This is a genomic window from Veillonella sp. CHU110 (assembly GCF_003992255.1).
In the GTDB taxonomy this organism is placed as follows: domain Bacteria; phylum Bacillota; class Negativicutes; order Veillonellales; family Veillonellaceae; genus F0422.
In genome coordinates, this window is sequence record NZ_RQVA01000002.1 from 1 (window position 1) to 21,304 (window position 21,304).

The 21,304-nt window shown below is 40.0% G+C and carries 17 protein-coding genes and 1 other annotated feature; of the genes, 13 read left to right on the forward strand and 4 right to left on the reverse strand.

Going from position 1 to position 21,304, the window contains the following annotated elements; all coding sequences use genetic code 11:
- The coding region (locus EO122_RS00840; protein WP_164723757.1) for a hypothetical protein at positions 1-76 on the forward strand (76 nt) is incomplete at its 5' end.
- A gap of 317 nt (positions 77-393) precedes the next feature.
- Positions 394-1,206 (forward strand): class I SAM-dependent methyltransferase, encoded by an 813-nt coding sequence (locus EO122_RS00845; RefSeq protein WP_127008957.1) that lies wholly within the window; start codon positions 394-396, stop codon positions 1,204-1,206.
- 276 nt (positions 1,207-1,482) lie between these two features.
- On the opposite strand, the gene msrB is transcribed toward EO122_RS00845, so the two are convergent.
- The gene (gene msrB / locus EO122_RS00850; protein WP_127008958.1) at positions 1,483-2,451 is read right to left on the reverse strand and encodes a peptide-methionine (R)-S-oxide reductase MsrB; all 969 of its coding nucleotides are present in this window, start codon (positions 2,449-2,451) and stop codon (positions 1,483-1,485) included.
- 565 nt (positions 2,452-3,016) lie between these two features.
- Here msrB and EO122_RS00855 point away from each other — a divergent pair.
- Both EO122_RS00855 and EO122_RS00860 read left to right on the forward strand, forming a co-directional pair.
- Positions 3,017-3,250, forward strand: a complete 234-nt coding sequence (locus EO122_RS00855) for a DUF2922 family protein (protein WP_164725920.1) — start codon at positions 3,017-3,019, stop codon at positions 3,248-3,250.
- Positions 3,251-3,262: 12 nt separating this feature from the next.
- On the forward strand, positions 3,263-3,466 hold the full coding sequence (locus EO122_RS00860; RefSeq protein WP_127008960.1) for a hypothetical protein: 204 nt from the start codon (positions 3,263-3,265) through the stop codon (positions 3,464-3,466).
- 334 nt (positions 3,467-3,800) lie between these two features.
- Here EO122_RS00860 and EO122_RS00865 read toward each other — a convergent pair whose 3' ends face one another.
- Entirely contained in the window at positions 3,801-4,415 is a 615-nt protein-coding gene (locus EO122_RS00865) for a sigma-70 family RNA polymerase sigma factor (protein ID WP_127008961.1), read from the reverse strand.
- 462 nt (positions 4,416-4,877) lie between these two features.
- On the opposite strand from EO122_RS00865, the gene EO122_RS00870 reads away from it, so the two are divergent.
- Entirely contained in the window at positions 4,878-6,491 is a 1,614-nt protein-coding gene (locus EO122_RS00870) for a class I SAM-dependent methyltransferase (RefSeq protein WP_127008962.1), read from the forward strand.
- 231 nt (positions 6,492-6,722) lie between these two features.
- Here the strand turns inward: EO122_RS00870 and EO122_RS00875 are convergent, their stop codons facing one another.
- Complete coding sequence (locus EO122_RS00875) at positions 6,723-8,168, reverse strand: aminoacyl-histidine dipeptidase (protein WP_127008963.1); 1,446 nt, start codon at positions 8,166-8,168, stop codon at positions 6,723-6,725.
- Positions 8,169-8,374: 206 nt separating this feature from the next.
- Here EO122_RS00875 and EO122_RS00880 point away from each other — a divergent pair, with 206 nt between their 5' ends.
- A complete protein-coding gene (locus EO122_RS00880; protein ID WP_127008964.1) occupies positions 8,375-9,352 on the forward strand; it encodes an asparaginase in 978 nt (325 codons plus the stop codon).
- A gap of 4 nt (positions 9,353-9,356) precedes the next feature.
- Here the strand turns inward: EO122_RS00880 and EO122_RS00885 are convergent, their stop codons facing one another.
- On the reverse strand, positions 9,357-10,094 hold the full coding sequence (locus tag EO122_RS00885) for an adenosylcobinamide amidohydrolase (protein WP_127008965.1): 738 nt from the start codon (positions 10,092-10,094) through the stop codon (positions 9,357-9,359).
- Between the two features lie 326 nt (positions 10,095-10,420).
- Here EO122_RS00885 and EO122_RS00890 point away from each other — a divergent pair, with 326 nt between their 5' ends.
- The 7 genes from EO122_RS00890 to EO122_RS00920 all read left to right on the forward strand — a co-directional run bounded on the left by EO122_RS00890 (position 10,421) and on the right by EO122_RS00920 (position 21,288).
- The gene (locus EO122_RS00890; RefSeq protein WP_127008966.1) at positions 10,421-11,302 is read left to right on the forward strand and encodes a mechanosensitive ion channel family protein; all 882 of its coding nucleotides are present in this window, start codon (positions 10,421-10,423) and stop codon (positions 11,300-11,302) included.
- 164 nt (positions 11,303-11,466) lie between these two features.
- Complete coding sequence (gene yfbR, locus EO122_RS00895) at positions 11,467-12,060, forward strand: 5'-deoxynucleotidase (protein ID WP_127008967.1); 594 nt, start codon at positions 11,467-11,469, stop codon at positions 12,058-12,060.
- Between the two features lie 47 nt (positions 12,061-12,107).
- Positions 12,108-12,318 (forward strand) — a binding site (T-box leader).
- 33 nt (positions 12,319-12,351) lie between these two features.
- Positions 12,352-15,012 carry a valine--tRNA ligase gene (locus tag EO122_RS00900; protein WP_127008968.1) on the forward strand — a complete coding sequence of 887 codons (2,661 nt, stop codon included), beginning with the start codon at positions 12,352-12,354 and terminating at the stop codon, positions 15,010-15,012.
- An 11-nt stretch (positions 15,013-15,023) separates the two neighbouring features.
- Positions 15,024-16,316, forward strand: a complete 1,293-nt coding sequence (locus EO122_RS00905; RefSeq protein ID WP_127008969.1) for a folylpolyglutamate synthase/dihydrofolate synthase family protein — start codon at positions 15,024-15,026, stop codon at positions 16,314-16,316.
- On the forward strand, positions 16,289-17,515 hold the full coding sequence (locus tag EO122_RS00910) for an O-antigen ligase (RefSeq protein WP_127008970.1): 1,227 nt from the start codon (positions 16,289-16,291) through the stop codon (positions 17,513-17,515). Before EO122_RS00905 ends, EO122_RS00910 begins: the two co-directional genes overlap by 28 nt.
- 597 nt (positions 17,516-18,112) lie before the next feature.
- Positions 18,113-19,621 carry an acetyl-CoA hydrolase/transferase family protein gene (locus EO122_RS00915; protein ID WP_127008971.1) on the forward strand — a complete coding sequence of 503 codons (1,509 nt, stop codon included), beginning with the start codon at positions 18,113-18,115 and terminating at the stop codon, positions 19,619-19,621.
- A 20-nt stretch (positions 19,622-19,641) separates the two neighbouring features.
- Entirely contained in the window at positions 19,642-21,288 is a 1,647-nt protein-coding gene (locus EO122_RS00920; RefSeq protein ID WP_126937571.1) for a methylmalonyl-CoA mutase, read from the forward strand.
- Positions 21,289-21,304 lie beyond the last annotated feature (16 nt).

Sequence of the window (21,304 nt, forward strand, 5' to 3'; positions counted from 1 at the left end):
AGAAGGCTTACGTTTCGCGATCCGCGAAGGTGGCCATACAGTAGGCGCTGGTGTTGTTACAGCTATCGAAGCATAATTGAATCATAGATTCTAAATTAGAAAAGCGACCGCAAGGTCGCTTTTTTTGTTTTCTTCTAGAATTATAGATGTGTATATAAACTTATATAGTATGGTCGTATAGATTTTGTTGCCATAGACACAATATAAGTGCTCATTGTATAGTATAATCAAAATACATGAATTGATAATTTTTATCATATATAATGTAAGACATATCGTATATAATGATAGTAGTAAGAATAGTACTAATATTACTATTTCTATTACAACTATTAGTAATAGGAGTATAAACGATATCTATTCCATGAAATAGAAAGTGATAAGGAGGTTTCTATGAGTACAATCACAACGATGCCTGTTTCTATGGAAGGCTGGCAAGAGGAGCAACAATCTTGGAATCAAACATCTAAGTTCTTTGTGAATATGCATAAACGTGAGGATCGCGTCGCGCAAGTAGTGGATTTTGTAGCACGATTGCAAGAATTAGGGATACATCCAGCAGCAGGTGAAACGGCCCTCGATGTAGGCTGTGGTACTGGTGACTATGTGATGGGACTCGCTCGTAATGGGGTGAAAGTAACCGGTGTCGATCTTTCTACTGGCATGCTAGAAGGTGGTAAAGCCATTAGTGAAAGTGAAGGGCTTTCACTAGATTTATGGTTAGGACCATGGTCCGAAGAGGCTCGACAAGCCCTGGGATGGGACAAACAATTTGACTTGGTGTATAGCATTTTCTGCCCCATTATGTCGGATACGGCTAATCTTCACGCCTTGCACAAAGCTAGTCGCAAAAACTGTTTATGCATCATGTTCGCCGATCGTAAAGATGAATATTTAGATGCTATCTATTCCGAACGATATGGTGTAGGCGTAAGCCCATGGGAATCCATGCTACAAGATTGCTTGAGCACAATCAACGAAATTGGAAAAGATGTGAAAATTACCTACAAAACAGTAGAAGAAGTAGAAAACTTAACTGTCGATGAAGCAGTGGACTATTTCTGTATACGAGTACAAAGAAAAGTGGGTGGTGATTTAGATGTGATTAAACAAGAAATCCGCGAGTTCTTATCTGCGAAAGCGGTCGATGGGAAATTAGAGAACCACACAACGGATACCATTGCGTGGATTTCATGGCGAGTTTAATCTTCTGAACTTGTAAGATATAGAATTTACGGGGCTACCCTAGTATATGCATAATCTATAGGGATATGTACTTTAGCAGTATAAACATAGTGTTCAAGAATGCTAGATCTATCGCTATAGAGAGAATACATAAACTATATTATCTATATAACAATAAAAGACTGTAAACACTTGGGAACACCCTGTGTTTACAGTCTTTTTATGTTGTCAGTTGCGATGAGCTGTAGTCATGAACGTGAGCCTAAAGACATGCAATATTATAGTATGCTAATATTTTTAAGAATCTTGAGATAGAGCTTCACTACGTTCTACAAACTCACGCAAAGCACCATACCCTTCTGCTTCTAACTCTTCTAAAGGAATAAAGCGTAAAGCCGCGCCGTTGATACAATACCGGAGACCTCCCATGGACTGAGGGCCATCTTCAAAGACATGCCCTAAATGAGCATCTCCAATGCGACTGCGTACTTCGATGCGACGATGTCCTAAGCTATCGTCTTGGTAGTAACGGATGACATCGCTGTTGATCGGTTGCGCAAAACTAGGCCAGCCACAACCAGAGTTAAACTTTTGGGCAGAGATGAACAGAGGTTCTCCCGAGGTAATATCAACATAGATACCGGGACGAAACTCATCGGTATATTCATGAGAGAAAGGGCGTTCTGTGGCGCTATGCTGTGTTACAGAGTAGGCTAAGTCATTGAGCTCTTCTTGCAAAACAGCATCGGATTTGCGTTCGTAGTCGCTTTCATCAATTAAGGGTTCGTATGCTTTAGACACATTGATATGACAGTAGCCATTCGGATTTTTATCTAAATAATCTTGATGGTACTCTTCGGCTGGATAAAATGACTGTATAGGCAATACCTCGATGGCAAAGGGCTCTTTATAATGACTATTGGCACGAGATAACGTAGATTCGATAATGGCCTTGTCGTCAGGATTTTCGTAATACACACCACTTCGATATTGTATACCCACATCATTTCCTTGTTTATTGATGCTAAAAGGGTCAATAATGCGCAAGAAATATTGTAGTACTTTAGATAGGGAAATGACAGAGGAGTCATAGGTAATTTTGACCGTTTCTACATGACCGCTGCCATGGCATACTTCTTCATAATTGGGATTCGGATGGTTACCATTGCTGTAGCCAACCTCTGTATCTATAATCCCAGGAATGCGTTGAAAGTAGTTTTCAACACCCCAAAAACAACCGCCGCCTAAATAAATCGTATGGTTCATAGTATCACTCCTTTTCAATGTAATATAATTTATGTTAGTGATAATTCATAATATATTTTATATGTAGGTTGCTAGCTAAGATACTAGTATTGTATCGATTCCGTATCATCAAATTGTTATACGATAGCTCGTCTTAATTATAGCACGTATTCGTATTAGAAATACTGCACGAGGATTGATATATATATGATATAGCCCGTATAAGATACATGGTAGTATCACGAGTTTTAGTCATTATATTGTTAAAAGACATGCTTATAAAGGTGAAAGCCACCTGGCTCGTATGGGGCCGAGCAGGTGGCTTTTGTTGTGACAAGTATAGGTGTGTATGGGAAGTCACCCTTGTCACGACATATGTAAGTAGTTTGAAAGGTTGGAATACAGGAGTGTTCTCACAATATTCCTGTCGAGTATCACATCGACAAATTTAGTATAGCAGATTAGTAGGATTAAGTAAAATAATAATAAAATCTTACTGCTTATAGTGAATAACTATAGTTGACACACTCTATATTTCTGAATGTATCTAAGTGTAAGGACTTGGTACTCAGAAAGGAGTTTACATATGGCAACTAGTACAGTGCTTAAAAAAGAATTACATTTAGTGTTTACCGATGCGACGAAGCAAGATGTGGAGATTGTGGTGACATTTCCTAAAGAAGGGGTGACCAAAACAGAGATTGACACAGTAGGCCAATTAATGGTGGAAAAAGATGTGATCCGTGGTCGCAAAGATCATCCATTGACTAGCTTTCAACATGGTACATTAGTAACAACAGAATCTACGATGGTAGAATAAGGAGGAGATTAGATGTCAAACACAATGGTAACGAAATTACAATTACAGTTTAAAAAAGGGGAAGCCGGTCATGCATTGAAAGTAGCAAATTTTGCATATATCAATGAAGCCGCTAGTGATGATGATATGAAAGCTGTGGGTGAAGCATTAGGTAAACTCTATGCATACCCATTAACAGGTGTTGTCCGCAACAATGCAATCGCCTTGGAGGCGTAAGATGAACACGCTAGAAAAAGCGTTACAAATTATCCGTATTGCCGTGATCCTGATTCGATGGTGGAAACGTTAAGGTAGGATAAGACCTTTAGACAGGCGTTCCATTGTATAGGAGATACACGAAGAGCAAATAGTATATGAGAATGGTACCAAGGACTTATCACCACCTTGCCGAATATGGTAAGGTGGTGTTTTTATATGCAAGATACTAGATCAGGTGCGTAAGGGGATATGCGATACGCAGGCAAAGAACCTGAATCATAGGTGCATTGACTCAGGTTCTAAGACATGGGGTATGGTGAGACAGTATGATAAAATGATTAATTCTGTACGATTATATGCATTGTTGCACTAGAGAAATTGCTTTTTTATATTTTTTATGCATCGCCTGGCGAGAGATCCCGTACTCTTTTGCCAATTGGCTAATGTGTTTCCCATGATATAAAATATCGATGAGGATACTAGCATAGATAGGATCTATTTGGGGAAGAACCTTTATTAATGCTGCTTGCTGCAAATGATCCAAAGCTTCCTCTTCGGTGCTGTTCGGAGCGGGAAGCTCGGATAGAGGATCTGACTCCTCTTCGTTTTGGATACACGTGGTCTCGTGGGTCCATTGGGTGCGCATACGTCGAAATAAATTCATTTCACAATAATGGATACGAGATTTTACAAATCCAGAGAAAGGCACTGTACCTGTTGTATCATATGTTTGTATGGCTTCAAGAAAACATTCCCATAAGGTAGCTTCTAATTCACTTTGAATCGTTTGTAGCTGACTGACATGGGAGTATTTTGTAATTAGAGGTACATAGCGGTGACAGAGTACAATTTTAGCGGACGGATATCCTGTTTGTACTAATATCACGAGCTCTTCATCTGTGTAAGAATCATATCCAAGATCAGGTGTCATGGTATTCAAACATGTGGTAATGTATGATGCTTTCATACGAACCTACTTTGAAAGATGATATGTCTTACCATACCTACTGATTGTTACATACGTATGTAATTTGTAATATAGCTAACATAGAACCAGATATCTGTTAGTTAGAATTATAAATCAAGGAGTATAAAAAGTCACCTTTTAAATTAATAAAAATTGCATAAATATCAAATTGGCATAGAGGCTAGGAAATCTAGGGGGACTATACTGTTTAGGTCTATATCTATAGGAATAGCGCTATAAAATGAGTATAATGGAGTATTATAAGGAATGTCGGTCCATTTGGTAGAAAATGATAGAGTATACATGGTGAGTTATATAACGATAGGTAGAAATAAATGTAATTTTTATACTATTTCTATTGGCTAGGAACCTAAAAAGCTGATACAATATATTATATAGAAATAGCTAGATATGATATAATGATTTTTTAAAAAGATATAAACAGCATTACGTGTAGTTACTATGAAAGTAGTTCGTATAGAAATATATAAGAAAGGTTTTAGCATGAAAGTAAACACAAAAGCAACGATTACAAAAGAAGAAACTGATGCGATTGAACATTTAAAAAACTCCTATGATGAATTAGTATATCCTTCAAAATCTTTTGGAGTAACCTCTATCAACAGTTTAGAAGCAAAGGCAAAGTTATGGGGCCTAAACCCAGTTCCAGCGAAAGAGGCTCGTGTCTTAGAACTGGGCTGTTCTATGGGAGGCAATATTATTGGTCAAGCTGTGTATCATCCAGAGGCGTCCTTTGTAGGGGTTGACCTCAGTGGATCTCAAATTGAAATCGGTAATGAAATTATTAACGCCATAGACTTAAAAAATATAAAACTTCTGGAACAAGATATTTTAAAAATTGATAAAGAGTTTGGTACATTCGATTACATCATTGTCCATGGCATTTGGTCTTGGGTACCAGATGTGGTAAAAGATAAAATTTTAGAAATTTGTAATGTGAATTTATCGGAACGAGGGGTAGCCTACGTTTCTTATAATGTATATCCAGGTTGGCATCGATTGGACCAAGTGCGGGAGATGATGCTCTTTGCTACACGATATGATCAGGATATGGATTTATTACCCCGCACAGAAAAAGGTATTTCCTTCGTACATCATATGAATGAGCTTATCAAAGGCTCTAAGGATGTGGTACCTAAATTAGGTTGGAAAACAGATAGCTTTGATTCTGCCTTAGATCATAAAACATATTATATTGCGCACGAATATTTAGAGCCTATTAATGACCCTGTATATATAACGGATTTTATTGACCGTGCTAACAAACATAAATTAGTCTATGTAGCTGATACGGATTTCCAATTGTCTGCTATTACATGGATGAAAAAAGAACGTAGAGAATTAATTGAAGCTATGTCTGGTGGAGATTGGAATACAAAAGAACAAATTTTAGACTTCTATTTCGATACTCAATTCCGTCGTTCCTTATTATGTCACGAGTCTCAAGCTCATTTACTACGTCATAATGAAGAGTTTTTAATTACCACTCTTGATTCCCTGTATTTTGGTATGATCAATAAGGGTAAGGAGCTACAGGATGCAACAAATATGGTAGAACAAGCTATTGTTAATCAATGTCGTAAAGGAGAAATGTTCACCGTTGCTGATTGCAAAGCAGATTTAAAACGACTACAAGATGATACAGAGCATGATGATGTGGAATTATATAGCATGTTGATTCGTTTCTTATTGTGTGGATTTATTTCACCTGTGACGGAGAAAAAAGAAATCCAAACATTCAAAGAAGGTGTGTCTACGGTATCAAAAGAGATGGCTAATTATGTACAAACTGTTGTGGATCGAGGTGGATCCAGATTTATTAACATCTCCGATTTGTACAATGACAGCATTACAGGATTTAACTCTGCTCATGTGCTGATGATGAAACAATTAGAAACGCCAAAAACTTTAGAAGAGCTATACAAAGTAGCTGATGAAATTTTGAAAGTAGATGAAACGAAACCATCTGGTGAAGTGGTGGCGTTAAAAGGCCGTACTGTGGTAGATAATACATTAGAGGTTTTAGGTCAACTGGGGTTCTTGCGTAACAATTAGAACTATCTGCGGTCAACTTTGGGACTAGTTACTCCAAAGAATTTCATAACTTCTTTAGCTGTAACTGTATTGGACCTATACATGTATTCATTAAAAAAGCTGTACTCCCATATCTATGTGACATGGGAGTACAGTTTTTTTGTGTTATGAAGGTATCTAGGAGTAGGTAGCAGTATAGTGGTTGATCTATAACAAAGGGGAATCGCATGGCGACTCCCCTTGTTCATAGTGTTATTGTAATTTTTCTAATAAGGTTAATAAGAACTTAGATACGGTTGTGACTGATGGTATATGTAGTCGTTCTTTTGGTGTATGGGCTCCTAAAATTGTGGGACCAAAGCTCAACATTTGTGTGTTTGGCAATTGTGCTTTTAGTAGGCCGCATTCAAGGCCAGCATGAACGGCTGTTACATATGGGTCGACACCGATGACTTCTTTGTAGAGTGCGACAGCTTGTTCTTCTAGTTGGCTACCACGCTCGTACTCCCATGCTGGATAACGACCTTGTTCCGAAGCGGTAAAGCCATGAAGGGTTGCCAGTGTCATAATGCGATCTCGTAGATATGCTAATTGACTCATTGTCAAGCTGCGAACAGAGATTAACACGTCGATGTGTGTGGCATGATCTTCTACAATGGCAATGTTATTACTTGTTTCTACGAGGCCGTCTAATTTTTTACTCATTCCAAATACGCCATGTGGGGCTAAATACAAGAATTGGAGTAATGCTTGTGATTGTGTAGGTGCGAAGATGGCACTAGGCGTATCGCAAGGGGTGATATGAACTTGGAAATCTGGATCTTGTGGTACAAGTTCATGACGAATAATATCGATAGTTTCAGACAGTTGACGTTGCATAGATCCCACGTGTTTGGTTTCACATAAGAAAGTGGCTTCTGCTGTACGTGGTATTGCATTGTGTTTCGAACCGCCTGCAAAATGACTGATGTAAATAGATGTTGTATGATTTGCTTCATGGAGTAATCGGCCTAAGATTGTTAAGGCATTGCCAAATTGGCTACCAATTTCGATGCCAGAATGACCACCATGTAATCCATCAACTGCGATGTGAAAGGCTGTTAGATCAGCTGGGGTCGAAACAGGGGAAGTTTCTAGTGTAAGGTCTAAACGACAACCACCAGCACAAGCGACGATAAATTCATGTTCTTGTTCTGTATCGATGTTGAGTAAATAGGTTCCGTGTAGACGCTCACCTTTTACGACCATAGCTCCATTCATACCAGTTTCTTCGTTCGTTGTAAATAAGCATTCTAGTGGTCCATGAGGAATCGTTGGGTCATCAAGAACAGCTAGTGCCATTGCTACAGCGATGCCATTGTCGGCCCCTAATGTGGTTTCGTTGGCGTGTAACCATTCGCCTTCTTCGATAAGTTCAATAGGATCTTTGGCAAAGTCATGAGTAGAGGTAGCAGATTTTTCTGCCACCATATCGATGTGGCCTTGTAAAATGATTGGAGGATTTTGTTCATAGCCTGGTGTGGCATTAGCGCGGATGATGACATTGCGCTCTTCATCTTGCTCTGCGTCTAATCCTCTATCTTTTGCAAATTGCATTAAAAAATCACTAATGCCTTGTTCGTTACCAGATTCACGAGGAATTTGGCTGATTTGTCGGAACCAATGCATGACATTGGTTGTATATGTTGTGTCTGTCATAGTCTTTACCTCTCTAGTATAATGTATGGTATTGATAAATTAACTATACTCTTTTCTAGGAATAGGGTCAATACATGATGTGAAAATATGATGGATACATGTGATGAACGTATGTGCTGTAGGATAGATTTTTGTAGTATAGGTATAGATACTTTTAAGGACTAGAATGGTATAATAAAGATATTGATGTGCGGGGAGGATACTGTATGAATGTAAAAAAAATTATGATAATGGGAACTGGTGGTACTATTGCGGGCACCGGGAATGGTGCTAGTGCCCTTACTGAATATAGAGCGGGATCGATTGGAGTGGAAGAATTGATGCAAGCTGTGCCTACGCTAGAAGGGTATGGACCCTTTGAAAGTATTCAATTTTCCAATATTGATAGTTCGGAGATGAGTCCCTATCGTTGGGTACGGTTGGCGCTACTTATCAATGACATAGCCAAGCGCGATGATATCGCTGGTATTGTTATCACCCATGGTACAGATACAATGGAAGAGACGGCATACTTTTTACATTTGACCGTGGATGTAGATATCCCGGTTGTTATGACAGGATCTATGAGACCTGCTACAGCGCTTAGTGCAGATGGTCCAGTAAATTTATTGCAAGCGGTACAAGTGGCTCGCAGTGAAAGTGCAAAAGGCCAAGGTGTATTGGTTGTCATGAATGGTTACATCGATAGTGCTCGTGAAGTGGCTAAGTTACATACTACGGATGTAGGAACCTTCGGGAATATGCAGCTTGGGCATATGGGCTGTGTGCAAAATGGAAGAGTGTATTTGTATTATGCACCTTGTCGCACACATACGAAGGACAGCGAGTTTATATTGCGTGAAGAGGTGGAGCTACCGCCTATAGGTATTGTCAATTTATATGCTGGGTTGGATCTAGATGTGATTGATTTTATGGCACAACGGTCTAAAGGTTTGATTATAGGTGGATTTGGCCATGGTACATTGCCACAATCTGCGCGAGAGGTGCTAAAAAAAATTACCATTCCCAAAGTGCGTTCGTCGCGGATTGGAAATGGTATTGTATCTAGTAATTCGTCCGACGTGAAAGAGGGCCTTATCGTAAGCGATTCTCTATCGCCTGTGAAAGCTAGAATATTGTTGATGTTAGCATTGCAGCAAGAGCGAAGCGTAGAAGACTTAGAGCGAATATTTGCTATCTATTAGATTGTTAGATAGTTAGAGTATCTGCGTTTTCTAGTGCTTTTTCGATGGCACTTCGAACAGCTTTGGCCAGAGTGTCACCAAACTGGGAGAACGTGCCTGTATCGGTCAGTACCGCTCCATTAGGGTCGATGGTCATAATCACGCCATCTGTAGAGGTGCCTGTGGCAGGCTCTCCTGATAAGATGCTAGTGATGCCCATAGATTGTAGAGCTACTGTTTTGGCTTCTGTGATAGTCAGCAATGATTTTGTAAGTGCTCCGTCGGTGAGGGCACAATTTGTAAATACTAATAGATTGATGGTGCCTCCAGAGTGGAAGGTGCCATCTTTTTCATAGTATGTATAGCCATCACCTGCGCGATGTGCTGTTTTTTCAACGCCTGCTGTAGCAATTACTTCTATGATGATAGATCCTTCTGTTTGACATACATAGGCATGACGGTTCATAGAGGCACTCGTTAATAAGGCGGTACAAAAATGGATTGGCAAGTCTAATTGCACGCATTCTTTGGCAAGATAGGCAGAGGTAGATCCGCCAGGTAACTCACTTTCATCGTTGACGAAAAAGGTAAGTTGCTGATTTCGTACGGCCATGACGTGGTGCAACCCACCATTGAATGGACTGGTGCTAATGGCATAGTAGGGCATGTCATAGGTAACAGTAATAGCTGAGCTATGGATATCTACATATCCACCGCATTGTAATAGATTTGGTGCATGATAAGGGTTTTGTTGAGTTTGCATAGGGTCTCCATACTACTAGGATTTCTAGTTACGATTCGTATATATAGTATTTCTTATGATATGTGTGCATAAGAAAAATTATTGTATAATGTTATGACCTTTGTAATTGAGGGGGGGTCAATGTGTATAGTATATCATATTTTGAGGTGGCTAGCTTTCAGAAAATCCAGAAGGATGGTGACATATAGTGGACATATGCCAGTTTGGGATGAATTGAATCTACTTGGGTGTAAATAGAGGACGGTATAGGTGCAATCATGGTATAATACAATGATAAAAGTAGAACGCTTGTTAGAAATGGATATATTATTTTGAAAGGAGTTAGTATGTTAGTAGCAGAGGAAAAAATTGTGGAGTCTACGGCAGCAGGTGTTGATAAGGTAGCTGAGCACGTAGAAGATAGTATTACGTTTATCGGCCATTTACAAGACTTAGCAATGGAATATTTGCCGAGTATTTTGTTGGCTATTGTTGTATTTGTGATAGGTCGTTATTTGGCGATGTTCATTAGAAAAATAGTCTTACAGGTTATGAACCGCGCGAATTATGATGCCACAGTACGCAGTTTTACGGGACAAATTATTTATTATGGGATCTTGTCCATCGTTATATTGTCGGCCCTATCTATGCTGGGATTCCCAACGAATAATTTTTTAGCTGCCTTTGGCGCTTTTGGTATTGCTATTGGTTTAGCTTTACAAAATAATATGTCAAATTTTGCTTCTGGGTTGCTGATTTTAATCTTTAAACCTTTCAAAGAGGGTGATTTGATTTCTGTGAATGGTGTGGAAGGATCTGTGAAAGAAATTCATTTCTTCAATACCGCTATTGCCACCAAAGAGAATCGTATCGTGTTCATTCCGAACTCTGCCATTACTTCTAATAATCTGATGAATAGTAATTATGAGAGTACTCGTTATGTGACGTTCATATTTGGCATTGGATACGGTTCAGATCATCATCGTGCCATCGAGGTATTGAAAGAGATTTTTCAGCAAACTGGAAAGGTGCTCAATATGGATACTCTTGAAATTGGTATTAAAGAATTTGGTGATAATTCTGTCAACATTGTAGCTTATCCATTGATTAATGCTGAAGATTATCGTGATGTGTACTATGGGGTTATGTCCGATGTGAAAGATCGCTTTGATGCGGAAGGTATCGATATTCCATATCCACAGCGAGTGGTTCATATGGTGAAATATTAATAACAATACCAGAGGTAAGGGGCTATCCTCTTATATAACAGAGGCAGTTGATGCATAGTTGTCAGCATGTCTCTGTTTTTTGCAATATATGTGAGAAGAACTGTATTAAAGTGGAACAAATCTTAGTATAATACATATATAAGATACTATAGGAGGAAGGGACAATGAAAGAGAGCCATTTTTTTGCCCTCTTAGGGCGTATGAAATATATTCAGCGTTGGAGCTTGATGCGCAATACAGAAGTGGAAAATTTACAAGGTCATAGTTTGGAAACTGCTATGATTGCCCATCAATTAGGAATACTGCGAAATACATATTTTAATGGTACGTTAGATGTGAATCGCTTGGCAGTGCTAGCCATGTACCATGATGTAAGTGAAGTTTTTACAGGAGATATGCCCACGCCTGTGAAATATTTTAACCCTAAGTTGCGGGCTCTCTACGGAGAAGTAGAGCAATTGGCGAATGAAACTTTATGGCATACGTTGCCGGAACCAGTGCAACCAGCCTATGAGGAAGCCTTAGTATCTGTTCCAGAGGAATACGAAGTACTAGTAAAAGCAGCGGACACTTTATCAGCATTCATGAAATGCGTAACAGAAAAAGCCGCAGGTAATGACGAGTTTAATGCAGCCTACGATACGATTCACGAACGATTAGTGAATATGCAATTACCAGAGGTAGATCTATTTTTGAAAGTGTATGTGCCTAGTTTAACGAAGTCTTTGGATGAAATGAATGTATCCTTTGCAAAGTAATGAGGGTTGCGAATCTGCATACTTTCACGTATACTAATACTATATGGATAATAACTAGGAAGAGGAAAAATCTTTTGAACGCATCACAGAGAGCATTGGATTGGTGGAACAATGTATGTAGTAGGAAGAGGGTAGCCTCGGAGTTGGCATGGTGAACTAGAGTAAGTGTGCCCGCTGATCAGCGTTAACGATAATGAGTGATTGCTACGGCAATAATCTAGGTGGTACCGCGGAAGTATAGACCCTTTCGTCCTAATGGACGAGGGGTCTTTTTTGTATATAGGAGGACGCATGAAAGAATATAAGAATTTAACTACATACAATCCAAAGGAGATTGAACAACAATGGTATACATATTGGGAAGAGAAAGGGTACTTTCACGAAGAAGTAGATGCGAATAAAGAGCCTTTCAGCATTGTGTTGCCACCACCAAATGTAACTGGTCAATTGCACATGGGTCATGCCCTTGATAACACATTGCAAGATATTTTGATTCGTACGAAACGCATGCAAGGCTACAATGTATTGTGGATGCCTGGCACAGACCATGCAGGGATTGCAACGCAAGTAAAAGTAGAAGAAAATATCATGAAAACGGAAGGGAAATCTCGTCATGATTTGGGTCGTGAAGAGTTTTTGAAACGTGTATGGGAATGGAAGCAAGAATACGGTAGCACCATCGTAAAACAAATCCGTAGTTTAGGTGCTTCTTGTGACTGGACGAGAGAGCGGTTTACCTTGGATGAAGGCTACCATGAAGCAGTATTAAAAGTATTCGTAGAGTTATACGAAAAAGGTTTAATCTATCGTGGAGAACGCATTACTAACTGGTGCCCTAATTGTTTGACTGCATTGTCTGACATTGAAGTAGAACACGAAGATGAAAATGGTCATTTATGGCATATTAAATATCCTGTAATCGGTGAAGAAGATGTGTTCTTAACGGTAGCCACAACTCGCCCTGAAACGATGTTTGGTGACGTAGCTGTAGCGGTGAATCCTAATGATGAACGCTATGCGCACTTAGTGGGCAAAGAATTATTACTTCCGTTTGTCAATCGTCACATCCCGATCATTGCCGATGAATATGTAGATCAATCTTTTGGTACTGGTTGCGTAAAAATTACACCAGCTCATGACCCTAATGACTTTGAAATGGGACAACGACATAACTTAGAAAGTATCGTGGTAATGAATCCAGATGGCACCATGAATGCAGGAGCAGGTCATTTTGTGAATATGCCACGTGAATTAGCGCGTAAACAAGTAGTAGCTGAATTAGAAGTACAAGGTTTATTAGAAAAAGTGGAAGAACATGGTCACAGTGTAGGTCATTGTTCTCGTTGTAATACAACTGTTGAACCTATGGTGTCGAAACAATGGTTCGTATCCATGGAACCATTAGCAAAACCTGCTTTAGAAGTTGTACGTGACAAATCTATTGAATTTGTACCAGAACGGTTTACTAAAACATATACTAACTGGTTAGAGTCTATTCGTGATTGGTGTATTTCTCGTCAATTATGGTGGGGCCATCGTATTCCAGCGTGGTACTGCCAAGAGTGTGGGGAAACGATCGTAACCACAGAAACATTGACAGAATGCCCACATTGCCATGGCAAAGTAGAACAAGATCCAGACGTATTAGATACATGGTTCAGCTCTGCTTTATGGCCATTTGCCACAATGGGTTGGCCTAAAAATACAGAGGAAGTGAAACATTGGTACCCAACTAGCGTTATGGTCACAGGGTATGACATTATCTTCTTCTGGGTAGCTCGTATGATTTTCATGGGCTTAGAATTTAAAGAAGAAATTCCTTTCAAACACGTGTTCATTCATGGGTTAGTACGCGATAGCCAAGGTCGTAAAATGAGTAAATCCTTGGGCAATGGCATCAATCCATTAGAAGTCATTGAAGAATACGGTGCCGATGCGTTGCGCTTTACTTTGGTAACTGGTAATACACCGGGCAACGATATGCGTTTCTACATGGAACGTGTGGAAGCAAACCGTAACTTTGCCAACAAAATTTGGAATGCCTCCAAATTTGTGTTGATGAACTTAGAAGGCTTTGATGAAAGTTTCGTACCAAGTGCAGAAGACTACACATTGGCAGATAAATGGATTCTAGAAGAATACAATAAAACGGTTACTAATATTACGAATAACCTTGATAAATTTGAATTAGGGGAAGCAGCGAGCGCTGTATATGACTTCATTTGGAATACGTACTGCGACTGGTACATTGAATTAGCGAAACCTCGTTTATACAATAAAGAAGGTGGCCGTGACCGTCAAACAGTACAATACTTATTGGTATCCATCCTACGTCATATGATGGAATTATTACACCCATTCATGCCGTTTGTCACAGAACACATTTGGCAACACTTGCCACATGAAGGGGAGAGCATCATGGTTGCTCCATGGCCAAGTACATTATCCATGGAAGGCTTCGGATCTGCAGCGGCTCATATGAATGTGATGATGGACGGCATTAAAGGTATCCGTAACATGCGTGCAGAAATGAATGTACCAATGGGCAAACGCTCTGAAGTTATCTTGGTGCCTGCTACAGAAGAATTGAAAGGTATCTTAGAAACCCATGGTGATTATTTCCACACATTAGGCTGGGCTGAAAAAGTAACAGTACTTTCACCGGATGCACCAAAACCAGAAAATGCTACAGTAACCGTGGTGAATGGCTTAGAGGTGTACTTGTTGTTGAAAGATTTAATCGATGCAGATAAAGAAAAAGAACGTATTGCCAAAGAACAAGCTACAGTATTGAAAGAAATCGCTCGTTTAGAAGGCAAATTGAATAACCAAGGATTTTTGGCAAAAGCCCCTGAAGCGGTGGTTGCGAAAGAAAAAGAAAAATTGGAAGAGTACAAACAAAAACAACAAGCTTTAAACGAACGTGAAGAGTTCTTAAAAACATTAGCATAAGGAGATCCATCATGAATTATACGGAAGCGATTGCCTACCTAGAAGAGGTAGCCTCCTTTGGGATTCATCCAGGATTAGAGCGGATTACAGCTCTACTAGAAGAGCTAGGGAATCCACAAGATACATATAAAACCATCCATGTAACAGGGACGAATGGCAAAGGGTCTGTTTCTACCTATATTACCTATGGATTGTATATGAGCGGACTTCGAGTGGGGACATTTACGTCCCCTCACCTGCACTCCTATACGGAGCGTATGCGTGTAAATACGGCGTGTATTACGGAAGAGGCCTTTGCTGATTTGATTGAACGTGTAAGCCACGCAGTAAAAGCTATTATGGACCGCGGCGTAGAAGCACCTACACAATTTGAAATCTTGACGGCAGCGGCATTCTTATTCTTCCAAGAACAAGGAGTAGACTATGCTGTTATTGAAGTAGGCTTAGGTGGACTGTTAGATTCTACGAATGTCATCACTCCAGAAGTGGCTGTGATTACAAACGTAACCATCGACCATCAAGCGTACTGTGGAGATACAGTAGAGGAAATTGCTCGCCATAAAGCAGGTATCATCAAACAAGGAGTGCCTCTTGTAACCGCAGCTCAAGGCGGTGCTCTTGATGTAATCAAAGAAACGGCAAAATCGTTAGGTGTGAAATATCATGTGTTTAACGAAGATTTTACTATCGATAGTCGTAGTGCCATGGCGATGGGACAAATGATTACAGTAAAAGATAAAGCAGGCCATAAAGACATGCTCTTCACATCTATGCATGGTATCCATCAAGCCCTAAATTTAGCGTGTGCAGCAAGGGTATTGCAAATCTTGAAAGACAAAGAACCAGCAGTGAGCGAAGAAACGTACCGTGAAGGCTTAGCTCGTGCTAATTGGCCAGGACGGTTTGAAACCTTCAAAGTTCATGGCAGGACAATCATTTTAGATGGGGCTCATAATGCGAGCGGAGCAGAAGCCTTTTCTATGACATACAATGAACTGTACCCAGAACAACCGAAAACTGTGGTTTTGTCAATTTTGGAAGATAAAGATGTATCCACTATGGTCAGCTACTTAGTGGGACAAAAAGACCGAGTGATCACGGTGCCAGCTCCTACTCCACGTGGTATTGATCCAGTACAATTGGCAAAACAAATGCCCGTCCAAGCAGATCCTATGGAGACTATCCAATCGGGGTTAGACCATGCAATGAAAACAACGAAGGAAGGCGATATCATCGCTGTGGTGGGGTCCTTATACATTCTTGGTGACGTGCAACAATGGCTCGCCCAAGAAATGGGGCATTAATGGATGCCCTACGTAGACTATCTGTAGATCAATGGATAGTCTACCTCCTCTATGGGGCTACGCTGTGTATTCCACTATTTCCTATAGGTGGAAATGTACTTGTCATCTTGGCTGGACTATTGGCTTTGCTCTTCGATAGACAGCGATTTTCTGGGGCCCTACATTGGTTGCAGTGGACCGTACTGGCCTATATCATTTGGACAGGGATTTCTATTATAAATTCTGTGAATGTCCAATGGTCGGCTATGAGTTGGGGCTATCACATAGCTATCTATGGTACGGTGTATTGGTTAATGACCTATTATATGAATACAGAAGAACGGCGCAAGAGGTTTCTCTCTTTGTTTTGTATCACTGGTGTCCTCGTCTGTTTAGGCGCAGCCTATCAGTACTTTTATATGATATCTACGCATATCCATGAGTGGGTGGATAATGTTCACTTTCCAGGGCTTATGCGTCGTATGTATGGAACTTTACAGAATCCGAATTTGCTAGGGGAATATTTGTTGTTTGTCCTATCCATAGGAGGCTTAGGGACGATACAAGTTCTGAAAGAAAAAGACTGGAAGCGTTGTAGTAAAATGGGTTTAGCTCTACTCATTATGCTCTTGTGTTTAGTACTCACGTACTCTCGAGGTATGTGGCTGAGTTTAGCCGTGACAGTATTTGTAGCAGGGCTCTGTGTAGAACGAAGATTATTATATGCATTGCTAGTAGTGCCATTGGTATTATTCTTTTACCATGGAGAAGTATCCAGCCGATTGTGGTCCTTATTTAGCGGTCAAGATACATCTGTTATGCTCCGATGGGCTCTATGGGATAGTACCATGTACATGGTGGAGGACTTCCCTGTGTTTGGTATCGGATGGGATGCATTTTGGATGACCTATCCAGACTATAATTACTTCATCCAAGATCCAAGGGTAATCATTTATCATGCTCATAATTTATACTTACATGTGGCGGCAGAAACAGGACCGATTTCGCTATGCTTGTTGTTAGCTATTTTGCTAGGCCATAGTCGCAATATGCAAAAAGGTAATACTAGAGGGATTCCGTATCGCTATGGGATGACATTGGTAACTGTCTCTGTATTAGTCAGTGGCCTCTTTGATCATGCCCTATATAGTCAACAAGTGAGTCTAGTATTATGGCAACTATTGGGATTTGCTATGAGTGTCATACGCGATGAGTCGTAATAAGAGAATAGTGCAATACGATCTAAATGCATTAAAGTTTATATAATATAATCATTATATGGACTATCTAATTTTGAATGTGATTGTCAAAGTATAGAATGATGAAGGGAAAGCTTATATCGACCTGTAGAGTTTTGATAAAACATAGATAGAAGATAGGGGGCTTTCCCAATCATACTAATAGTTATAATTGCAAATAACTATTAGTTATGAATAATATAACAGAGAGCAATGCATAAACATAAGTAGGTAATCTTGATAGGAATAACTATATCGAAAAAAGTTGGGCTACTCCAACAATTATAGATATAGGTAGATAGAGGGTATAACAAAAAGTTATAGGCCCTCTATTTTTTTGCATTCTGTATGCCTATTATGCATATATTTACATAATGAGGTTGACAATATGATGAAAAATCGGTACTATTTATGAGAATTAACAAATATCACACTTTAGGTATAGATTACAAAACACTAACGTTTTAGTTATGATAAAAAGCAATCACATAGTGATTGTATAATATGAGTGGAAGGATGTAACTGTACTTATCTTGTGACACAGCTGAATAAGTCATTCAAACTAAAGGAGATGGTAGTATGATCGACATTTTAGATCGCGTGCAAGGCGCAGCGTTGCAGGCAAAAATTACTACAGCAGAAGAAGCAGCTAAATTGATTAATCCAGGAGACCATGTAGGTATCAGTGGTTTTACACCATCTGGTTATCCTAAAGCAGTGCCATTGGCTCTAGCAAAACGCATGGAATCAGATCCTTTCCAAATCGATCTTTGGACTGGCGCATCAGTTGGTGATGAAGCAGACGGAGCATTAACTCGTGCAAACGGTATTCGTCGTCGTTTCCCATATCAAACAAATAACGATACTCGTAAAGCGTTAAATAGCCAAAAAATTCGTTACATTGATATGCATCTTAGCCAAATGGCTCAACAAATTCGTTATGGATTCTTTGGTGATACTGACGTAGCAATCATTGAAGCGGTTTGTATCCGTGAGGATGGTGGTATCGTTCCTAGTACATCCGTTGGTAACTCCCCAACATTTGTTAGCCAAGCTAAAAAAGTTATCGTAGAAGTGAACGTATCTCAACCAATGTCCTTGGTAGGTATGCATGATATCTATGAACCACAAGACCCTCCATACCGTGAGCCATTCCCAATCAAAGCGGCTGGCGATCGTATCGGAACAGATTACATCCCATGTGACCCTGCAAAAATCGTAGCTATCGTTCCATGTGATGTACCTGACACAACTCGTCCACTAGCACCAATCGATGATGATGCAAAAGCGATGAGTCAACATTTGATTAACTTCTTCTTAGAAGAAGTTAAAGCAGGTCGTTTACCTGAAAACTTATTGCCATTACAATCTGGCGTAGGTTCCGTAGCAAATGCGGTTGTGTCTGGCTTGGCTGAAGGTCCTTTCACAAACTTATCCATTTTCACAGAAGTTATCCAAGATGGTATGTTGGACTTAATCGATGCAGGTAAAGTAACAGATTGCTCTGGTACAGCATTGTCCCCATCCCCAGATGGATTGAAACGCTTCTATGACAATATCGACAAATACAGCAAACACATTCTTTTGCGTCCGCAAGAGATTTCCAATAACCCTGGCTTAGCTCGTAGACTTGGTGTTATCACTATGAATACAGCTATTGAATTCGATATCTTCGGTAATGTAAACTCTACTCATATCATGGGTAGCAAAATGATGAATGGTATCGGTGGTTCCGGGGACTTCACTCGAAATGGTTATATCTCCATTTTCTGTACGAACTCTGTGGCAAAAGGCGGAGACATCAGCTCCATCGTTCCTTTTGTATCTCACATTGACCATACAGAACATGATGTACAAGTATTCTGTACAGAACAAGGTATTGCCGATGTTCGTGGTTTGGCTCCAATTGAAAGAGCATACAAAATCATTGAAAACTGTGCTCACCCAGACTACAAACAAGAATTATTAGATTACCTCGAAAGAGCTATTGAAAAGACAAATGGCGCCCATACACCTATCTTATTAGATGAAGCTCTTTCTTGGCATAAACGCTTCACTGAAACAGGAAGCATGAAAAAACAAGGTTAATTTTTTAGGAGGATGATGACATGGCTAATGACAACTTAAAAGCCAAACTTGCTGAATATGAAGCAGCGTACGCTAAAAACTGTGAGAAAGTACCTGCACGTCAAAACTTACCAGAACAACCGGTATATACACCGCTTGATCTAGAAGGTTTCGATTACGAACGTGATCTAGGATTCCCAGGATTCTATCCTTATACTCGTGGCGTTCAACCTACAATGTACCGTGGCCGTTTCTGGACAATGCGTATGTATGCTGGTTTCGCAACTGCTGAAGAGTCCAACAAACGTTACCGTTACTTAATCGAGTCCGGTGCAACTGGTCTTTCTTGCGCATTTGACTTACCAACACAAATCGGTTATGACTCCGACGACGCTATGGCTGAAGGCGAAGTTGGTAAAGTAGGTGTTGCGATTGACTCCTTAAAAGATATGGAAATCTTGTTCCAAGGTATCGACTTAGGTAAAGTTTCCACTTCTATGACAATCAACGCTCCTGCATCTGTACTTCTTGCTATGTACATTGCAGTTGCTGAAAAACAAGGTGTACCTTCCACTGAACTTCGCGGTACTATTCAAAATGATATTTTGAAAGAGTACGCAGCTCGCGGAACTTACATCTTCCCTCCAAAACCATCCATGCGTTTGATCACTAATATTTTCGAATATTGCTCTCAATACGTGCCAAAATGGAATACTATCTCCATCTCCGGTTACCATATTCGTGAAGCTGGTTCCACTGCTGCGCAAGAAATCGCTTTCACAATTGCTGATGGTATTGCATACATCGAAGCAGCTCTTAAAGCTGGCTTAGAAGTTGACGATTTCGCAGGTCGTTTGTCCTTCTTCTGGAACGCACACAACAACGTATTAGAAGAAGTTGCAAAATTCCGTGCATCCCGTCGTCTATGGGCACATATCTTGAAAGAACGTTTTGGTGCTAAAAAACCTAAATCCATGATGTTACGTGTACATACTCAAACAGCTGGTTCCATGTTGACGGCACAACAAGTTGACAACAACATCGTTCGTGTTGCTCTTCAAACTGCAGCTGCTGTAATGGGTGGTACTCAATCCTTACATACTAACTCTCGTGACGAAGCATTGGCTCTTCCAACTGAAGCATCTGTACAAATCGCTCTTCGTACACAACAAATCGTTGCTTACGAATCCGGCTTAGCTGACGTAGTTGACCCATTGGGCGGTTCCTACTATGTAGAAGCTATGACAAATGCTATCTATGAAGAAGCTAAAGCATACATCCAAAAAATCGACGAAATGGGTGGCGCTGTTGAAGCTATCGAAAAAGGTTACATCCAAAAAGAAATCCAAGAGTCTGCTTATAAATGGCAAATGGAAGTGGAATCTGGCCTTCGTACAATCGTAGGTGTTAACAAATTCCAAGTAGAGGAAAAACCAGTTGAAGGTCTTCTTCGCATCGATGCTTCTGTAGGTATCAACCAATCCAAGAAAACACAACAAGTTCGCGCAGACCGCGATCAAGCAGCAGTTGATGCAGCATTAGCAGCATTAAAAGCTGGTGCAGAAGATGAATCTGTAAACTTGATGCCATTAATCTTGGCTGCCGTTAAAACATATGCTACATTAGGTGAAATTTGTAACGTATTGCGCGGCGTATTCGGTGAATACCAAGCTCATTCCACATTATAATTAATCGAACCTATTT

Excerpts from the sequence above, each read along its gene's own strand:
- EO122_RS00845 (WP_127008957.1), top strand. The coding sequence starts at position 394 with ATGAGTACAATCACAACGATGCCTGTTTCTATGGAAGGCTGGCAAGAG.
- msrB (WP_127008958.1), bottom strand. The coding sequence starts at position 2,451 with ATGAACCATACGATTTATTTAGGCGGCGGTTGTTTTTGGGGTGTTGAA.
- EO122_RS00855 (WP_164725920.1), top strand. The coding sequence starts at position 3,017 with ATGGCAACTAGTACAGTGCTTAAAAAAGAATTACATTTAGTGTTTACC.
- EO122_RS00860 (WP_127008960.1), top strand. The coding sequence starts at position 3,263 with ATGTCAAACACAATGGTAACGAAATTACAATTACAGTTTAAAAAAGGG.
- EO122_RS00865 (WP_127008961.1), bottom strand. The coding sequence starts at position 4,415 with ATGAAAGCATCATACATTACCACATGTTTGAATACCATGACACCTGAT.
- EO122_RS00870 (WP_127008962.1), top strand. The coding sequence starts at position 4,878 with ATGAAAGTAGTTCGTATAGAAATATATAAGAAAGGTTTTAGCATGAAA.
- EO122_RS00875 (WP_127008963.1), bottom strand. The coding sequence starts at position 8,168 with ATGACAGACACAACATATACAACCAATGTCATGCATTGGTTCCGACAA.
- EO122_RS00880 (WP_127008964.1), top strand. The coding sequence starts at position 8,375 with ATGAATGTAAAAAAAATTATGATAATGGGAACTGGTGGTACTATTGCG.
- EO122_RS00885 (WP_127008965.1), bottom strand. The coding sequence starts at position 10,094 with ATGCAAACTCAACAAAACCCTTATCATGCACCAAATCTATTACAATGC.
- EO122_RS00890 (WP_127008966.1), top strand. The coding sequence starts at position 10,421 with ATGTTAGTAGCAGAGGAAAAAATTGTGGAGTCTACGGCAGCAGGTGTT.
- yfbR (WP_127008967.1), top strand. The coding sequence starts at position 11,467 with ATGAAAGAGAGCCATTTTTTTGCCCTCTTAGGGCGTATGAAATATATT.
- EO122_RS00900 (WP_127008968.1), top strand. The coding sequence starts at position 12,352 with ATGAAAGAATATAAGAATTTAACTACATACAATCCAAAGGAGATTGAA.
- EO122_RS00905 (WP_127008969.1), top strand. The coding sequence starts at position 15,024 with ATGAATTATACGGAAGCGATTGCCTACCTAGAAGAGGTAGCCTCCTTT.
- EO122_RS00910 (WP_127008970.1), top strand. The coding sequence starts at position 16,289 with ATGGCTCGCCCAAGAAATGGGGCATTAATGGATGCCCTACGTAGACTA.
- EO122_RS00915 (WP_127008971.1), top strand. The coding sequence starts at position 18,113 with ATGATCGACATTTTAGATCGCGTGCAAGGCGCAGCGTTGCAGGCAAAA.
- EO122_RS00920 (WP_126937571.1), top strand. The coding sequence starts at position 19,642 with ATGGCTAATGACAACTTAAAAGCCAAACTTGCTGAATATGAAGCAGCG.